Genomic DNA, 17,496 nt, shown 5'->3' with positions numbered 1-17,496 from the left:
GAACTGTTTGGTGGAGTGGTACAGGTCGGTCAGTATACGCTGCTGGTTTTCAGGGATAGCGAGCTTGTTGAGCGTGCTGGATTCAACGTGGGTGCGCATGTGATGCGCCCGACCTTGGGTGCTGTCGATAAGCGCTTTCTCGTTATCAATTAAGCCTTTGGTGGTGTATTGCCCTTTTTGACTGAGTCCTATCAAGTCGCCTTGTTTAATCATTTCATCCGCGACTTTTTTGATATCAAGGGCGTTGAGTTGCACGCCGCCTTTGGTGAACTCTGAGGCGGTGAGTTCAATGATTTTTTCTAGGTGTAACGCGGTGCTGTATTGCCCTAGATGGTCAATGGCTCTGCTGATGGCGGCTTGGGTTTCACCAAGTGGTGGGGTGTTTTGCGCTTCTTTCACTTGTTGCGCCATGGTGACAAGCTCTGCGGGGTCATACCCTTGCTCTTTTACGGTGCTTTGCCACTGTTTGTTGAGGCTGTCACTGCTCTGGTAGGTTTTGCTTTTACGAGTATCGAGGTTTGCTACGTCTTTCGACGCGCGAGAGTCAAAGCCTAAATCGAGTGTGCGTTGGTCAATTTGTTGTTTGCGAGTGGATGACGCATCAAGAATAGGCTGAGGGACACTGCTGATTTCGAACTGACCGTTGCCGACGCCTCGCGTGGAATAACCGAGTGCTTGTGCATCTTTAGCCAATTGGCTCTGGTACAAGATACCGTAGTATTTTTGGAAGTTGTAAATGCGCTCGCCAGTCCCGTTAATCACGCCCCCTTTTTGTTTTAGGCTGGATGCAAGCGTGCGAAGTTTTCCTTCTTGATCGCGCGTCATGTTAGCGGCTAGCGCGTGAGAGTGGACCTGTGGGTCGTTTTCACGGCTGGTCTTATGGCGCACGACTGCGAATATCATCGAGTCGGTGTTGTGAAACTCGCGTGCTCCCTCTTTGTTGATGGTAGTGAATTGTGCCACGTCTTTTTCTAGTTCTGTTAAGGAGAACTTCACTGCGTTATTGTGCGCTTCAATAAGTCGATGGTCGCCACTTACAAGCGCAAGAACGCTGACGGTTTTAGGTGCAGAAAAGGTCAGGTCGAAGCCCGATTTATGATCATTTCGTTTCCCTTTAATGGTTTCACCACCCAGGTTGCCAGAGAGCACCGACTCTAGGGTGGCTTGCTCTACGGGCTTTCCCGCCAGTCCCGCTTCGATGGCCAGCTTGCCATGCCAGAAGGTGTTTTCTCCCTGGCCTTTTTCCTTGAGGTAATAGTTATCGCCCACGTCTTTTTCTAAAGAGACGTCAGGTAGGTCTTTGGGTTTTTCTTCGCTGAGGTAATATTTGGCAGCGCCAGAAGCGGATTTCAATGGGCTAATAGAAAGCATGAGTATTTTCCTTGTGCAACGCAAATCGCCGCTAGCAGCAAAACTGAGCGGTGGTAATAACGGGAGACGGAATTACAAAGCCTTGCCATTGCAAGGCTTTGAATAGTGATGATTCGAGATGATAAGGCTCTATGTACGTTTCTAGTGCACTATAACTAAATGTTTAGTGGTGACTAAGATTGAGTCAGTGCACTTTTTGACACGATGAATCTAGACAAACTCGGTAACATGAAAATATCTAATAGACTTGGGATGCAATGACCTATTTCTGTCTTGTGTGGCTATCGACTATTTGGTGCGCTATTCAACCATATCGCCCGCTTCCATCTCTATTTCCGGCGAGATGGCTTGCTCTTCAATGGTGCGTTGCGCTTGCTCCTGGTACTCGTGATTGTCTTGAGCCTTTGACTCGACCATCGCTTGCACGGTGTCACTTTGCATCGCTTCTTTCATTTGGCTTGCCTCGTTGAGCATCTCTTCTTTTGAATCGAACTTGGCTTGTTGCAGGTCGAGAAGGGGTTGCTGCTCTTCTTTAGATAGGTGAAGGCTCGGTGCGACGCTTTCGTAGTAGGTGGCTTGGGCATAGGCCTCCTGCATAGGCTGTGACAATGTCACGCTACGTTTGTTGAAAGAAGGGCAGATGTCTTTCATGACATCGAACTCCAAATCCAGTTTAGTGATGAGATCGACACCTGGCGTGCGTAAGTAACACTGCAAATCATCCAAAGCTTGGATCTCACTCGGTGAGACCACCGGTCTTGTGACCGTTTGATGGCCCAATGACACGCCATCACGCAGCGTGTTCGCACCGTACGACACGTTTTCTTTAGAAATATCGACTTCTTGCTCCCCCAAGTCTTTGGAAGAGATTTGCGCCATTTGTGCGGAAGGAGCACGAAAGAAAAAGCGCGTGTTCAACAAATCAAACATCTCATCGGCGGCGTTCTTGCCATAGGTTTTCACCAACTGCGCGTACGATTGGATACCAATTAAGTAGCACCCGCCAAATTTTCGCACTTCGGCTATGATGGACCCCAATTCTGGCAGTTTGTGAAGGCTGGGCATTTCATCCATCAAGACCCAAATGCGGCGGTCTTCATCGGCTTCTAATCCTAAAATGGCGTTGGACGCGATAGCCAACCACATGGAGATGAGCGGCCTAAGTGACGCATGCTGCTGCGCGTTACTCGATAAGAACAAAAAACCGTTCTGCTTATCGTCTTGTACCCAGTCTGTAATAGAAAACTTCTTCTGCAGCGCTTGGTCTCGATGCTCATCATCAAGACCGTCTAAAAAACGCATGCTTTTCATGTAGGTGGCCAACACCGATTTGATGGAAATCGCGGTTTTCTTGATGTCCTTCGATGCCAGGGCGGCCGCCTCGGTGCCTTCAAGAAAATTACCCAACGCTTCAAGCTCACTGGTCAAAATTAAACTCAATAGGCGTGCGGTCGTCGCGGGTTTATTGTCCTGGCTCATGCGAAAGGCGGTGGATGAAAAAATGGTGCGCGCTGAGTCAACCCAAAACGGATCACCATCGCCGTGTTGTGGGATGAGGGCCGCCGCCATGTTCTCAAAGTCAGGGGCGTCTTTCGCGTCGCACCACACGTCCCAATTCGCGCATCGAGCATCAAACGGATTCAATATGACGTCGGTCTCAGGGCGATAAAACTTACTGGTGAACACACACCCTTTGTCGTAAATGATGGCTTTGTCGCCACGCGCTCGTATCCATCGCACCAGTTTGCGGATCATCACTGATTTACCCGCGCCCGTGGTGCCATCAATGAGCAGATGTTGCACCTCAAACGATTGTTTGAGCAGCGCATGGCCATCAATCTTAAATTTAGAAATGGTGCCATCGCCATAACCGCGTTTACGGTTCACTTTAGCGCGCTTAATTTGCATCTTGGTTAAGACTTGTGGCTCAACCAGGCGAAAACCACGCACATGAAAGTCTTCACTCTGTTTCTCGCCTTGTTCTTTGAAAAAACGCTGCAGCAGATAAAAGATGAAGAATCCGACCAACATCGAAATGAGGTAATAGACTTGGAAGTTTCGCCACACCTCGGCGTGAATATCGAGAAGCACGACATTTTCAAGCTGAGACGCGAGCGTGGACTGGTAGCGCTCACCATCCCAAACCGTGGTCACCAAGCTGTCTAATGGTTTGCCGAACTTAGCGTATAAAATGTTCCGCCAGTAATAGAACTCCCCCCAAAAGGCGTGACGCGGGGCTTGCCACAGTGTCAGGGCGAGGGTAGCCAATAACATCCCAAAACCAATGAACTTGATGAGGGTGTTGTTGACTTGAAAGAACATTCGAATGGAATGGAAGGTGACTTGGCCACCTCGGGTAAAATGGTTACTTTTCTTACGGGTACGCATCGTCGCTCCTTATTTAAGAGTTGGCGTTGAAGGTAAAATGGTGAAATGAACGTATTCACTGCCATTCAAAGGAAAGGCCGCGCTTACGCCATGATTTTCATTGGGGATTTGATACACTGTGCGACTGATTGGATAAACAGAGCGCTTTGATGAGTCAAAATTTAAAACACTACCTAGCTCTGGATGAGCTGGTTACCTATTCACTGCTGACGCTCTATTGCACTATGAGTCAGCAAGGCGGGTTTTGGACGGTCAAGAAACGCAATGCCTTCTTGGTGAAATACCTCAAACCGAAAGTAAAGCAGGCTCAATTCTCTGTGTGCAAAAACGACCTAAAAACCATGCTCACTATTGGTCGCCAAACCAGAGGCAATCTTGAGCAAAAGTTGTGGACGGTCAATCAACTGAACCTTGAGTATCAGGCTCGATTGTCACAGGCGGATGAACTCTATCTCATGCTGACAGACCTCAATGAGCAGCACCAGTTTCCTTCCGAACTCGACCATCCCGACAAAGCGAGCGAGGAGGAGATCTTGTACATGACCCAGTCAGAAATTGAAGAAGGGTTTGATAAAGACAATAACCAAATCAAACCCTTGGTGATGACTGTCAAAACGACGCGCCTCAAAGCGCTGATTGAGGCCGTGCAAGCCCAAGGTGTCTATCGCGTAGAAATCGAGCATGTGGATGATCATGAAGTGATTCACTTACTCTTGCATCGCATTTCCTCCCCCAAAAGTGAGTGATAAGCGCGTTGTTGGACAATGACCTCTTTATTTCTCCCCCTCTATGCCATCTAAGCTTTTATATGAGACTAAGTTAACAAAGTCTCACTACTTTCAAATGAATTTTGACACACACTTCGACAAGCATTATATATGCTGCCGCTTAGTCATATAAAAACTCAACAATAAATAGGCTTAACATGAACCCAATGATTAAAACGTTACTGAACATTCGCACTTTGCGAGCATTCTCTCGAGAATTAACTTTTGAGCAGCTTGAAGACGCACTGGATAAATTAACAACCGTGTATCTGGAACGCCAGGAAAGCGAAGAAGTTGAACGTGAAGCGCGCGCAGAAAAAGAGGCCAAAGTGGCTGAAATGGCAAAACAAATGTCAGAGAGTGGAATAGGGGTAGAGGACTTACTGGCCGCGCTCTCTGGACAGCCAAAAACAAAAAAAATTCGTCAACCAAGACCCGCGAAATACCAATACACTGATGAGAGCGGCACTGAAAAAACATGGACAGGACAAGGTCGCACACCTGCGGCCATTCAAACGAAATTAGATGCGGGTCAATCCATTGATGATTTTTTGATTAAGCGCTAGTTTCCTTTTACTCAAACAATGGCTTACTTATCATAGCCAGGCCTGCTGGGCTTATTTATCACGAGAGATAAGCCCACAATGACCCAACATTTCGACGAGAATGATACCTTACTGAAGTCAGAGACGGTATTTATGAAAGGGCTCGGAGACGCCAAAAAAAGCGCCGAAATATGACCATAATACGAATAAAATACCATTAATGAGCTTCTAGCATTTCAACGAATAGGGGGGCTGTACCTATTTCAGAGGAAAGTCCAATGTGAGTCGCCACCCCTTTATTTCTAAGGGCTGAATGTTGAAGACTGTTTCTTAGGCCATCTCTTATAGCGTCATGTTACTTGATAATTAAGATACGGCAGAATCGCTTGGTGAGCACACTTGAAGCCAATCATCTGAAACACGTTTTTGGACAAAAACGAGTTAAACTCAAAACTCTAATTCACTTAACTGATATTAGAAAAAGTATCTTGAAACCTTAAAGCTGAGAGGTTGCTACGGCGACGTTGAACAATGAGTCTTAGATCTCTAATCAGTCACGTTAGTATGGGTGAAGCCTGAAAGTGATAGACTTAGAAAGCGTATTAATAATAACCAACAAAAGTCTGGTGAGTGTGTTACCTTGGTTGTTATCCCTACCGCTTAGTGGGGACTTCTTTTCTTTTCCGAACTCGCATCTCGGCACTCCTTAGTTGCCCTCCTAAGCCTCACCGCAGGCTTTAATTATGTCCATTTCAACTCAAAAGTTAAGAAACATCTTCAAACTCACTAGAATTGAAAATGTAGAAATCAACAACGACGTACCCCATTTTGCACCTTGGTTACCACTTGCTCAGAAAGTAAAACCTGTCATCCCTTCTGCGATTATATATTGCGAAGGTAATTTTGGTAAAATTGATGGTAAAACCGCTAATGGGTTAGTGAGACATTCGTTAAGCTATCGTATTCTATCGGTTATTGATAGTGAGTCTGCTGGCTTAGATGCTGGTGAAGTTCTTGATAACAAAGCCAATGGAATACCTATCCTTGCTAATGCTGAAGAAGCTATCATTCACGCAGAAAGCATTCCTGATTACTTCATTTTTGGCATTGCGCCATCAAGCGGCTTTTTATCTGACTTAGATAAAAGCATCATTTTAAATGCCATGTCACTAGGAATGAACATCGTAAATGGCTTACATGAATTCCTAACCGATGATCCTCTATTTTTAGAAGCCAGTTTAAAGAATAACGTTCGAATATTCGATACTCGCAAACCCAAAAGTAAAGGCGATCTGAAAACGTTTAGCGGGAAAATACACAACGTTAAATGTCCGAGAATTGCTGTAATGGGGACGGATTGCGCGCTAGGAAAACGAACAACAGCAACAATATTGGCGAATGAACTGACTAAAAAAGGCCTTAACGTCGTTCTGATTGCCACTGGTCAAACAGGTATTATGCAAGGCGCACAATACTGCGTTGCACTCGATGCTGTCCCTTCACAATTTTGTGCCGGTGAGTTGGAATCTGTCATTGTACAGGCCTATGAAAAAGAAAATCCGGATCTGATAATTATTGAAGGGCAAGGAGCCTTGAGTCACCCTGCGTTTTCAACCAGCGCTTTTATCTTACGTGGCAGTTGTCCAACGGGTGTGATACTGCAACATGCCCCTAAACGTTTATATCGTAGTGATTTTCCTGATTGCCCAATGCCTTCGATTGCCTCAGAAATCAATCTTATCGAAACGTTTTCTAATACCAATGTTATTGGACTAACACTGAATCATGAAGATATGTCGTTGGATGAAACACGTTGTGCGATAGACACTTACACTACCGAATTTGGTTTACCGGTTACTGATGTCTTGTCACAGCCTGTTGAACATCTACTGCACATCGTAACGTCAGCCTTTCCTATAATAGCAAGTAAACTGGCCGAAAAAGGGTGAACTACCCTAGGTTAGACATCGATTGTGGGAAAGTTCATCATAACGCTCAGTTCCTGATTTCTCAGCTCTCACTGAAAAATATATCCGTTACGCCTGTAACAAAAGCCTTCCTCGGCCACCCTATCATCGCACAAGTTCTTATTGATGCTGGCGCAACAATGTTAGCCGATTCAAGAATCGAAAATCTTCAAAAGATGACTGAATCTGGCATTGCTATCCCTAAAATGCTGATACGTACACCCATGCTCAGTCAAGTGGCGAGCGTAATAAAATACAGTGATATGAGTTTAAACTCTGAAGTTGAAGTGATTCAGAGGCTTTCACATGCAGCGGAACAACAAAATTGCTGTCACGGTATCATTATTATGGTTGAGCTTGGCGATCTCAGAGAAGGTGTGATGCCAAATCGCGTGATTGATTTTATCCGAGAGATTATTTCTTTACCAAACATCACGATAAAAGGAATTGGTACGAATTTAGCCTGTCGGTATGGTGTCGCTCCAGATGACCAAAATATGAGTATTCTTTCTGAGCTTGCCGATGGAATTGAAGCTACATTTGGGGTCAGTCTAGAAATTATTTCAGGGGGTAATTCTGCTTCAGTTAACTGGGCTCTTCAGAGAACAGGCTTAACTCGAGTCAATAACCTTCGTATAGGAGAAGCAATTTTTTTAGGCTGTGAGCCTTTAGAGCACGAAAATATCAAAGGCTTACATACGGATGCGGTTTCTTTGACCGCTGAAGTGATTGAATCCAAGACTAAACCGACTTTGCCTTGGGGGAGTCGGGGGTTAAATGCTTTTGGTGAAAAAGAAAACCTTCAAGATAGAGGGGAGGTCTCACAAGCTATTGTAGCATTAGGCCGCCAAGATGTTTGTGTCAGCGGGCTTAAGGCTCCGAATGGGATTAAGATCATGTCTTCAACCAGTGATCATCTTGTCCTTGAATCCTCACAGAAACCACTATTTGTAGGGGAAAAAATCACATTCAGTTTAGATTACAGTGCGCTCTTATCTTCTATGTCTTCACGTTATATCCATAAATATTTTAAGCCACCTAAATGGAGAAGAAAGGAAGAAGGAGCGCATAATGCTACGAACAACTGTAATTCTCTTCGTCAGTGTCATGCTTAACGGTTGTCAGATAAGCCCAATAAAATCTAATGGACTTGCCGATTATAGAGCGACAGTTATTTCAAGCCAACTTCCACAAGAGTTAGGCTCAATCACACTCGTAAATGCACAGTCAGAAGGCGATAGTGTCACTCTTGTTTTCGTAAAAAAGAAAACTTTGAATATGGACCGCTTAGTAGAAAAAGTCGCCGTTAGTTTTTGTGACAGCATCGAAATAAGACCACTATTAGAGAGTGGGATATCTTATCGAATCATTACCTTAGGAAAAAATGAGAAAGTAGAAAGCCTTAACGTCATTTCTCTAGCTAAGTGCTCTAATTGAATGCTTAGCAGTCGAATGGATAAAAGCCAATACGAGTTGTTCAATGTACTCAATGACACTATTTTATTGAGGTTTGACCGCCTTACGCCTTGGGAAAAAAACTTTATCACAGAGTTACACCATAAGGTCGTAACTAGACAACTCATTTCAATTAAACAAAAACAGCTTGCTTTAAAAATTTCAATGAAAGCCTATAAATCAAAGAAGAAAAACGCGCGTTCCAACGTTTAATTTAAGCTTGTGTATACCTAATCTGTTCAAGGTCCTCTAAACCTTGGACAGATTAGTAGTATTTGCACTTAACGTATTGAAAATAATCAAGTGTAGCGGTGAATGGGTAACAACTTTCAGCGTAATAGCAATTGAAACACCTAAGTATTTAGGTTCCTTTTCGATTAACACTCAGTACCTTCTGAAAGCAACAATGCATCTTCTAATTCAACCCCAAGATAGCGGATTGTATTATCTACCTTGGTATGACCAAGTAGTAGCTGCACCGCTCGGATATTTTTCGTTTTTGCGTAGACTAACGTCGCTTTTGTTCGCCTCATCGAGTGAGTGCCATACAAGTTAGGATCCAACCCCAGATTAGAAGCCCATCTCCTCACTAAGTATCGATAGTACGAATAGCTAATCGGTTGTTGCTTTCGCCTTTGGCTTGGGAAAATAAAATTGCTGTCATGTAGCGAAGCCATCAAAATCCATTTCATTAGACTCTGTTGAGTTCTTGTCGTTATCTCAAATTGAACTTCAATATCTGTTTTGCGCTGGATATGCTTAACGCGGTTAAATATCCTATCTTGCGAAGATACATCGCAAACTCTGAGAACGAGCAAATCACTTGCTCTAAGTTTGCTATCAATAGCTAAGTTGAGCAACGCAAGCTGCATCAAATTATTTTCAATTTCTAATCTGGTTCTGATCCGCCAAATTTCCTCAAGCCGAAAAGGCTTTTTGACGCCACTTCGTTTCGTTTTGTTGAAAACTACCATGATGACCTCCTTTTTAATTTGGTCATCACGATTGGTCATCACGATTGTAGTTGGAAGGAAATGGACAAAAGTGAGTTAGCGCCATTGCTAATTTAGTAACTAATGAATTATGTAACGTATGGCAAAGTCTTAATATATAACTGCATATTAACAGCTCTTAGACGCCTTTATTCCTAAGTGTGCCAAAGGCAGAAGTAGCTCATTTGACATCACGTTGTGATAGTTACCTTTATGAACCAAATCTTCATCACTCTCATCAAGAACCAGTTCGATATTGCTTGCTAGATCCGGAAGTAATAAACGAAATGTGTATTCCTTTACACGACTTAAGAAATCAGCCCCTAATTGCGTCATTTCATCACCAATCACCACTAAATCAGGGTTTAATTGGTTAATGTTATTCACTAAGCCATATGCCAAGCACTTAGCTAAGTAATCAACTGCGTTTATCGCAGTAGATTCTCTGTCATGAAATGCATTAACTACCATTTCAAAGTCCGCGGATACTAATGACGCCTCTTGCTTGTAGCGTTCCACTAAAGCCGTCGTCGAGGTATACAGCTCAAGGCAACCTAGATTGCCACACTTACATTGCGGCCCTTGAAAATTGATCGATGTGTGGCCAATCTCCCCGGCAGTACCTAAACTGCCGTGATAAACCTGCCCTTCAATCACTAAGCCCGAACCTACACCCTGCCCAAGAGAGACATACAGTAAAACGCTTGCTTCATAAGTGCTTTATAGCTGGCGCCAAACCGCGAGTGCTGCCAGTTTTACATCATGGCCAGCATAAATTGGATAGTCTGGAAATTGTTTTCGCATGTGGGAAATGAAATCAATATCTTGCCAATTTTTAGCGTCAGTCATCAGCATTATTTTATTATCTTGCTCTAAGAATGGACCAGGCATCGCCACTGCAACCCCCAAAATATCACATTCCTGCTCTTTTAAAACATCACTCACTTGCTTAGTCAAATACTCGATCAGCTCTTCTGGGCTATTATCAGTATTAATGGGTTTGACTACGTTGGTTAGCGAAACACCATTGAGATCGTAGGTATCAATTGAGAAGTTAGTACGCTGTATTCGAACGGACACAATTCGTAGATGTTGGGTATTGAACCCCAGATAGATAGAGCTTCGACCACGTGCCGCTTTTCGCACACCCGTTTCAACAATAAGCCCTTGTTCTATTAAAGGTTTTATCGCTCTCGTCACCGTCGCTTGGTCAAGTCCAACCAATTGGCTGATCTCTTTTCTGGAGCAACTACCACTATTGTGAAGTGCATTGAGAATGACGCGCTTATTATGATTTTGTACATCATCTAACGAAACGCCTAGTCCGCTTCTCATAGGCTTATTCATAGTTCTCCCGACCAATTTGATCTGCAATAACGTTCCAATGGATCTACACAATATATAGAAAAAGTTAAGATTCAATAAAATCATATAGTTAGAAATTGAGCCTACTTTACTTATGTGAGCGCAATCTCAAGTTCATCATACTATATTTGTTAGCTGCAATTAAATGAAATATATTTGATTGCAGGTTGCAATTAAATATATTTCGATAACATTGGAGGTCCTTGTGGTATTCGATAAGAAGAAGCATCAGGCAATTATTGATCAAGTTGAAGAATACATCGCTGAGCATAAAGATACGGTTAAGCAGCACCATTGGCGTGAGCATTACCATTACCAAGCACCGGTAGGCTGGATTAATGACCCGCATGGATTGATTCAATATCAGGGTAAATATCACCTTTTCTATCAACACCATCCTTTCACTGGCAAGTGGGGAACCATGCACTGGGGACACGCAGTCAGCGAAGATCTCATTCACTGGGAAACACTGCCAGAAGCTTTAGCACCAAGTGAAGAATATGACGGCTGGGATGGCGGAGGTATTTTTACTGGTAGTGCTGTGAACAATGATGGTGTGATGACACTTTTCTACACTGGGTGTGCTCAAGCTCGCCAAGTTCAATGCATGGCAACATCGACTGATGGCATTAACTTTGACAAGTACGACGGTAATCCAATCTTATCTGATCCGCCAGAGGGAATTAACCTGCATGACTTCCGCGATCCAAAGGTTTGGAAACACGATGGGTCATGGTACATGGTGACGGGTGTTACAGATGGCGTGAGCGATCTAATTAACCCATCAAACTACGAGACCAACGGTTTCGGTAAAGTATGTCTACACCGCTCGGAAAACTTAACCGATTGGGAATTCGTAGGGTACTGTGTAGAGAGTATGGGTGAATTAGGCACAATGCTTGAGTGTCCAAATATTTTCAAATTGGGTGACAAGCACGTACTCATGTATTCACCTATGGGTATGCAGCAACGTCAGGTGGTCTACCTTGTTGGTGACCTTGATTACCAAACAGGCAAATTCCATTGGTCAACAATGGGCTCATCAGATTGGGGCTTTGACTACTATGCACCACAAGTATTCGATGATGAAAATGGGCGTACTCTAATCCAAGCATGGATTGGTTCATGGCCGTTCATGCCATGGTGTGATGGAACTTACGACACCAGTGAACTTGGTTGGTATGGGAGCATCTCTCTGGCTCGTGAAGTATCTTTATGTCATGACGGAAAACTGAAATTCACACCTGTACAAGAAGTTGAAAAATTGCGTCATTCACCAAAAAGGCATACTGAACTCAAGTTAAACGATGGTGAAAAATTCGCATTTGAAGCAGGTGATAATGTTCACTGTGAAATCATTGCTGACATCGATCTAGCCGCAAGCGACTGTGATAGCATTGTATTTGAAATTCGCAGTAAAGGTGAGCAGAAAACACTGATTGAGTTGGATTTAAAGAAAGGCGAACTGGCCTTTGATCGTACTCAATCGGGCAGTCGTTCAGCCTTACGTAGAACATGCCCACTAGAGTGTGCGAGTAAAGATCGAGCAAACATCCGTATCTTTATGGACAGTATTTCTGTGGAAGTCTTTACCGATGGAGGTCGTACTGTGATGACCAATAACATCTTCTCTGATGAAGACAGTGCAGGTCTCTATGTATACGCTAAGAACGGCAATGCTAGAATTGAGACACTAAAAACATTCGGTATGAAAAGTGTTGCCGAATAACTGATTCAGCTTCCCCCTTCTTCTTTTTAGCCCAGCTTATTGCTGGGCTTTTTTGTTCCTCAAAAAGTATTCCATGAAAAAAAGTCCTTTTTATCCAACTCAAATAACGATCCTCAAAACAAAAACACGATCCTTTTCACATTCTACATTTCATTTAATTGCCAGCTGCAATTAAATGAAATAGATTTAATTGCAAGAAACAATTAAACCTCAATTGGAGAAGAAAATGGCTATCGTTACACTAAGACAACTACTGGATCACGCAGCAGAAAATGGTTATGCAGTTCCAGCTTTCAACATCAGCAACATGGAGCAAGGACTTGCCATTGTTCGCGCTGCAGCAAAATGTAATTCAGGTGTCATCCTACAGGCGAGTATCAATGCTCGTAAAAGCTACGCAGGTGATGTGATGCTTTACAAGATGGTTTGTGCACTTGCTGAAATGTTCCCGAAAACACCAATCGTTCTTCATCAAGATCATGGCAATAGCGAAGAAACATGTCTGTCAGCAATTCGCCACGGCTTTACATCGGTCATGATGGATGGCTCATTGGAGCGTGATGCATCAACACCAAGCAGCTACGACTACAATGTAGATATTACTTCTCGTATCGCTCAATCAGCGCACTGGGTTGGTGCTTCAGTTGAAGGTGAGTTAGGTTGTATTGGCTCTTTAGAAACCGGTGAAGCTGAAGCTGAAGATGGCGTTGGTGCTGTTGGTATCCTTGAAAAGAGCCAGCTGCTAACAGACCCAGATCAAGCCGTTGATTTTGTTAAAAGAACAAAGGTTGACGCATTAGCGATCGCTTGTGGCACAAGCCATGGTGCTTACAAGTTCACTCGCAAACCTGATGGCGATATCTTAGCGATGAACGTAATCGAAGAAATTCACTCGAAGCTCCCAACGACTCACCTAGTTATGCATGGTGCTTCATCGGTTCCTCAATACCTTCAAGATATGATCAATGAGAATGGCGGTGAAATGCCTCAAACATATGGTGTGCCAATCGAAGAAATTGAGCGCGGTATCAAACATGGTGTTCGCAAGGTAAATATCGATACTGATTGCCGTATGGCGATGTCTGGTCGCTTCCGAGAATTAGCGATGAAAAATCCGCAAGAGTTTGATCCTCGTAAGTTCCTATTAGCAGGAATGGATGAACTAACGACACTTTGTTTAAACCGATTTGAACGATTTGGTTGTGCTGGTCACGGTGACAAGATTACACCAATTTCTATGGATGATATGGCTGCACGCTACGCCAGCGGTGAGCTGTAATTCAAAGGAGTTCTACGTATGGGAAATTGTGTATTTATAGGCAGAAGCACGATTGATTTGATGAGCTTTGTTGAAGTGATGCCTGATCCTGATCAAAAGGTGAATGCGATTGCTGATTTTATTGGTGGTGGTGGGTCTGCACTCAATGCTGCCATTGCATGCAACTCATTAGGCTCTGATGTACACCTTTGGACATGTTTAGGTAAAGAGCACCTCTATAAATCGATAGTGACAGCAGAGCTTAATGAACACGAAATTTCGGTTGTGGATTTAAGTTTAGACGATGAATACCAGCTACCACTATCGAACATTATCTCTGCAAAGCAAACTGCATCTAGGCTCATCGTTAACGCCAGTCAGCCTGATTGCGAAAAGGTGATGAGTTTAGACCCTAAGTGGCTAGATAATGCAAAGCTCGTATTACTTGATCAATATGAGCATCCGTTTGTTAGCGCAAACGTGCAAGCTTTGGCTGAGTTTACTGGGGATATTGTGTTAGACGCTGGTACTTGGAAATCGCACAGCGAACAGTTTTTATCTCTCTGTACTATTCCTATTGTTTCAGAGGAATTCACCAATGGTGACAAAGATAAAATGCAGGCACTTTGCGACCAATACGGGATCAAAAAGTGGGCAATGACGCTGGGCGACAAAGGTGTTTTTTATAGTGATGAGTCAGGTAGCGGGGTAATCCCTGCACCTAAAGTTGACGCTATCGATACGCTAGGTGCCGGGGATATTTTCCATGGAGCTTTTTGTCACTACTACTCAGAGAGTCAAGATTTCCGTGACTCTCTAAAGAAAGCCAGTCACATAGCGGCATTATCATGTACCGAATTAGGAACCAGATCATGGCTAAAACATATTCGCTAACGGGTGATGACATTGCAAGCGTTCCTCAACTGGTCGCCAACACCTACCAAGAGTCTGGGAAACAGATTCTTGTCATCGGTATCTCTGGTGCACCAGCGACGGGTAAATCAACGTTGTCTGAATCCCTACTATCTGGACTGTCACAGTTAGGGTTTAAAGCCCAACTGTGTCCAATGGACGGCTTTCACTACCCCAACTCGGTACTGAAAGAGAAAGGACTGACGTCAGTCAAAGGTAGCATCGAAACATTTGATGTAACCTCATTGGCACATTTGCTTTCCAAAGCGGTGACGCCAAACACTGACGCATTCTTCTGGCCGAAATACTGTCGTGAGTTACACGATCCAATTGTTGAAGGTTTTTTAATTGAGCCAGACACTCAAATTATTTTACTCGAAGGCAATTACATCTACTCAACCGACGAAGACTGGCGACCAGTCAGTGATTTAATTGACTTGAAGATCTTTCTCACAGCAAGTGAAGAAGTACTCAGAGAGCGATTAATATCAAGACATCTGGCTGGTGGAAAGTCGAAACAAGAGGCGCTCGATAAAACCGAGCGCGTGGATCTAGTCAATGCGTTAAAAATAAAACAATACGAATCAAACGCAGACTACGTAATCCAGACGCACTAGAACAGCGTCCCATGTACCCTACAATTCTCATGGAGAGATCAAATGATTCTTAGTGAAAGTAATAAGAAAATGTTCTTTTTGACATTCATTTGCGCCGCGGCAACGATTGGTGGATTCCTATTTGGAATGGACACTATAGTTATTGGCGGTACGATTACACAAATCACACAACAGTTCGAGTTATCGTCCTTACAACAGGGCTGGTATGTATCTTCAGCGCTCGTTGGCTGCCTATTTGGTAGTATAATTGCTGGCCCTATTGCGGACTATGCTGGGCGTAAAAAACCTCTGATGCTAGGTGCTTTATTAGCTATCGTATCGGTGCTTGGTTGTATGTACGCAGACTCATTCAACTTACTGATCTGGGCTCGTATCATCGGTGGCTTTGGTATTGGTATCGCAACTGTAGTTTGCCCGATGTACATTGCAGAAGTTTCTCCAGCAAGACATAGAGGAAAACTAAGCAACCTATTTCAAGTTGCCATCGTTATCGGTTTAACGTGTTCGGTTGTTACCAACACACTCATTGTTAATTACAGCCAATCTGCCGTTGTCACAGGTCATTACCTTGATCACTTCTTTATTACTGAAAACTGGCGTGGCATGTTCTCTGTTGAGTTTCTGCCGGCAGTCATCTTCCTTGCTTTGGTCGTATTTTTTCCAGAGTCCCCTCGTTGGTTGATATCTAAATCGAGAGAGAGAGAAGCAGCTAACATTCTTAAAAAGCTCCTAACTAAAGGCGAAGCGGAAGAAGCTATCATTGAATGTCGACAGGTAATTCGCTCTGAAAAAGCAGGATCGTACAAACAATTAGTCAAAAATCCTGTAATGCGCTTTGGCTTGATGACGGGTGTACTACTGGCAATCTGGTCTGAATGGTCTGGTGTGACTGTTGTTATGTACTACGGTCCAGTCATGCTAGAAGAAATTATGGGAAGTCAGGGGTCAGCACTTGGCGGATTTGGTTGGATTTGTCTAGTAAGTGTCATCTTCACCTCACTTTCAATGGTATTCATTGATAAAGTAGGCCGCAGAAAAATGCTGATAACTTCTGCGCTTGGTTGTTTCGTTTGTCTTATCGGCCTAGCGATATTCTTCGACAGACCGGATACTCCACCGATGTTGATTGTTGGATTAATGGCGTTCTTTGTTGCCTTCACAGCACTAGGTTTAGGTCCTCTGAAGTTCACGATTTCAGCTGAGATTTTACCAACTTCAGTCCGTGGCCGTGCGGTCTCAATAACAACGGCAGCAATCTGGATTCAAGGTGTTATCTTGAACTCATTTACACCAGCTTTTAGAGAATCATTTGGAACATCGGCATTGTTCATCATGTTCGCGATTATCCTTCTTGGTCAGATTTGGTTTGCGGTAAAAATTCTTCCTGAAACGGCAAATCGTAGTTTAGAAAGCATCGAGAAAGAGTTGAAGCAACGCTTCGACATAAAAGAAGTTGAAGAAAAAGATCTTCAGCCAAAGCGAGTATAACGATCAATATATTACTGATATGAAAAGAGGCTCTACATGTAGAGCCTCTTTTTAATTGTTCTTCCGTAAGCAAAGGATATAAAAGTAAATTAAGAAAGTTAGTAACTATAAATGTAATGAAGCACTCTAGGCAGCTTCTTATAGATAACTATAGGTAATGCAAATACACATCAACAGGATATGTATGAGTTTTTACACTAACTGACAATGGGGCAGATCTGAGCTAGCTGGCACTTTTTGAGAAAAGTGCCACGAGTAAAACTTCAGGTCTATGAAGCCTCTGGACAAAAGTGAGTTTAGAATGATCAAACTCATAATCTGCCGAAGTCATATTAAGCAAGGCGATGTACGCAAGTAATAAATGGTAATGGAAACGCGCCACTATAAGAATGGTGGTGCGTTGTTGTTAACGTGTGGGAATGTAGATCGCTTTGTGTATTCGATTCACGAACGATCACTTGTGTCTCATTCTATCTGTATGTTAATTCCGCCCAACGCCCGAAGGGAAAGCTAGACCCTACGTCTTGCAATTTCTCTACACTAATGGAATTTGAAGGCTGATCAGTATTAAAAAAGTCATAAGTCCAACGATAATCAAAACCCAATTTCGCTACTTCATGACGATCTGACGCGATGTATATT

General features: G+C 43.4%; 14 protein-coding genes and 1 pseudogene. 11 read left to right on the top strand and 4 right to left on the bottom strand.

Annotated features, from left to right (window positions below):
- Both mobF and traD read right to left on the bottom strand, forming a co-directional pair.
- The coding region (gene mobF, locus AACT19_RS20520; RefSeq protein WP_131825231.1) for a MobF family relaxase at positions 1 to 1,371 on the bottom strand (1,371 nt) is incomplete at its 3' end.
- A gap of 300 nt (positions 1,372 to 1,671) precedes the next feature.
- A complete protein-coding gene (gene traD / locus AACT19_RS20515) occupies positions 1,672 to 3,759 on the bottom strand; it encodes a type IV conjugative transfer system coupling protein TraD (protein WP_016799657.1) in 2,088 nt (695 codons plus the stop codon).
- Positions 3,760 to 3,908: 149 nt separating this feature from the next.
- On the opposite strand from traD, the gene AACT19_RS20510 reads away from it, so the two are divergent.
- The 6 genes from AACT19_RS20510 (at position 3,909) to AACT19_RS20485 (ending at position 8,706) form a co-directional block, all read left to right on the top strand.
- Entirely contained in the window at positions 3,909 to 4,505 is a 597-nt protein-coding gene (locus AACT19_RS20510) for a DUF2913 family protein (protein WP_076648510.1), read from the top strand.
- A 179-nt stretch (positions 4,506 to 4,684) separates the two neighbouring features.
- Positions 4,685 to 5,092, top strand: a complete 408-nt coding sequence (locus AACT19_RS20505; RefSeq protein WP_076648508.1) for an H-NS family histone-like protein — start codon at positions 4,685 to 4,687, stop codon at positions 5,090 to 5,092.
- Positions 5,093 to 5,814: 722 nt separating this feature from the next.
- Positions 5,815 to 7,020, top strand: a complete 1,206-nt coding sequence (locus AACT19_RS20500; RefSeq protein WP_004735673.1) for a DUF1611 domain-containing protein — start codon at positions 5,815 to 5,817, stop codon at positions 7,018 to 7,020.
- A complete protein-coding gene (locus AACT19_RS20495) occupies positions 7,017 to 8,153 on the top strand; it encodes an alanine/ornithine racemase family PLP-dependent enzyme (protein WP_017091818.1) in 1,137 nt (378 codons plus the stop codon). Before AACT19_RS20500 ends, AACT19_RS20495 begins: the two co-directional genes overlap by 4 nt.
- Positions 8,110 to 8,475, top strand: coding sequence for a type II secretion system pilot lipoprotein GspS-beta (gene gspS2, locus AACT19_RS20490; RefSeq protein WP_016792304.1), 366 nt, complete (start codon positions 8,110 to 8,112; stop codon positions 8,473 to 8,475). The genes AACT19_RS20495 and gspS2 overlap by 44 nt, the downstream gene beginning before the upstream one ends.
- The gene (locus AACT19_RS20485) at positions 8,476 to 8,706 is read left to right on the top strand and encodes a hypothetical protein (RefSeq protein ID WP_004735670.1); all 231 of its coding nucleotides are present in this window, start codon (positions 8,476 to 8,478) and stop codon (positions 8,704 to 8,706) included.
- Positions 8,707 to 8,870: 164 nt separating this feature from the next.
- On the opposite strand, the gene AACT19_RS20480 is transcribed toward AACT19_RS20485, so the two are convergent.
- Together AACT19_RS20480 and AACT19_RS20475 are read right to left on the bottom strand one after the other, a co-directional pair.
- Positions 8,871 to 9,467 (bottom strand): tyrosine-type recombinase/integrase, encoded by a 597-nt coding sequence (locus AACT19_RS20480; RefSeq protein WP_016792302.1) that lies wholly within the window; start codon positions 9,465 to 9,467, stop codon positions 8,871 to 8,873.
- A gap of 147 nt (positions 9,468 to 9,614) precedes the next feature.
- A pseudogene (locus AACT19_RS20475) lies at positions 9,615 to 10,820 on the bottom strand (ROK family transcriptional regulator).
- Between the two features lie 235 nt (positions 10,821 to 11,055).
- Here AACT19_RS20475 and AACT19_RS20470 point away from each other — a divergent pair.
- From AACT19_RS20470 to AACT19_RS20450, 5 genes are all read left to right on the top strand, one after another.
- On the top strand, positions 11,056 to 12,579 hold the full coding sequence (locus AACT19_RS20470; protein WP_076648506.1) for a glycoside hydrolase family 32 protein: 1,524 nt from the start codon (positions 11,056 to 11,058) through the stop codon (positions 12,577 to 12,579).
- Between the two features lie 226 nt (positions 12,580 to 12,805).
- Positions 12,806 to 13,858 (top strand): class II fructose-bisphosphate aldolase, encoded by a 1,053-nt coding sequence (gene fba / locus AACT19_RS20465; protein ID WP_004732628.1) that lies wholly within the window; start codon positions 12,806 to 12,808, stop codon positions 13,856 to 13,858.
- Positions 13,859 to 13,876: 18 nt separating this feature from the next.
- A complete protein-coding gene (locus AACT19_RS20460; protein ID WP_017091816.1) occupies positions 13,877 to 14,731 on the top strand; it encodes a PfkB family carbohydrate kinase in 855 nt (284 codons plus the stop codon).
- Positions 14,710 to 15,366, top strand: a complete 657-nt coding sequence (locus AACT19_RS20455; RefSeq protein ID WP_076648504.1) for a hypothetical protein — start codon at positions 14,710 to 14,712, stop codon at positions 15,364 to 15,366. Before AACT19_RS20460 ends, AACT19_RS20455 begins: the two co-directional genes overlap by 22 nt.
- A gap of 42 nt (positions 15,367 to 15,408) precedes the next feature.
- Entirely contained in the window at positions 15,409 to 16,854 is a 1,446-nt protein-coding gene (locus tag AACT19_RS20450; protein WP_017091814.1) for a sugar porter family MFS transporter, read from the top strand.
- The last annotated feature ends 642 nt before the right edge of the window (positions 16,855 to 17,496 follow it).

This window comes from Vibrio sp. 10N.222.47.A9, assembly GCF_963872585.1.
GTDB lineage: Bacteria > Pseudomonadota > Gammaproteobacteria > Enterobacterales > Vibrionaceae > Vibrio > Vibrio splendidus.
Note: the sequence above shows the minus strand (reverse complement) of the source record. Positions and strands in the feature narration are given on the sequence as shown.

Bases quoted from the DNA above. Each gene is read 5' to 3' on its own strand.
- traD (WP_016799657.1), bottom strand. From the start codon at position 3,759: ATGCGTACCCGTAAGAAAAGTAACCATTTTACCCGAGGTGGCCAAGTC.
- AACT19_RS20510 (WP_076648510.1), top strand. From the start codon at position 3,909: ATGAGTCAAAATTTAAAACACTACCTAGCTCTGGATGAGCTGGTTACC.
- AACT19_RS20505 (WP_076648508.1), top strand. From the start codon at position 4,685: ATGAACCCAATGATTAAAACGTTACTGAACATTCGCACTTTGCGAGCA.
- AACT19_RS20500 (WP_004735673.1), top strand. From the start codon at position 5,815: ATGTCCATTTCAACTCAAAAGTTAAGAAACATCTTCAAACTCACTAGA.
- gspS2 (WP_016792304.1), top strand. From the start codon at position 8,110: ATGCTACGAACAACTGTAATTCTCTTCGTCAGTGTCATGCTTAACGGT.
- AACT19_RS20485 (WP_004735670.1), top strand. From the start codon at position 8,476: ATGCTTAGCAGTCGAATGGATAAAAGCCAATACGAGTTGTTCAATGTA.
- AACT19_RS20480 (WP_016792302.1), bottom strand. From the start codon at position 9,467: ATGGTAGTTTTCAACAAAACGAAACGAAGTGGCGTCAAAAAGCCTTTT.
- fba (WP_004732628.1), top strand. From the start codon at position 12,806: ATGGCTATCGTTACACTAAGACAACTACTGGATCACGCAGCAGAAAAT.
- AACT19_RS20460 (WP_017091816.1), top strand. From the start codon at position 13,877: ATGGGAAATTGTGTATTTATAGGCAGAAGCACGATTGATTTGATGAGC.
- AACT19_RS20455 (WP_076648504.1), top strand. From the start codon at position 14,710: ATGGCTAAAACATATTCGCTAACGGGTGATGACATTGCAAGCGTTCCT.
- AACT19_RS20450 (WP_017091814.1), top strand. From the start codon at position 15,409: ATGATTCTTAGTGAAAGTAATAAGAAAATGTTCTTTTTGACATTCATT.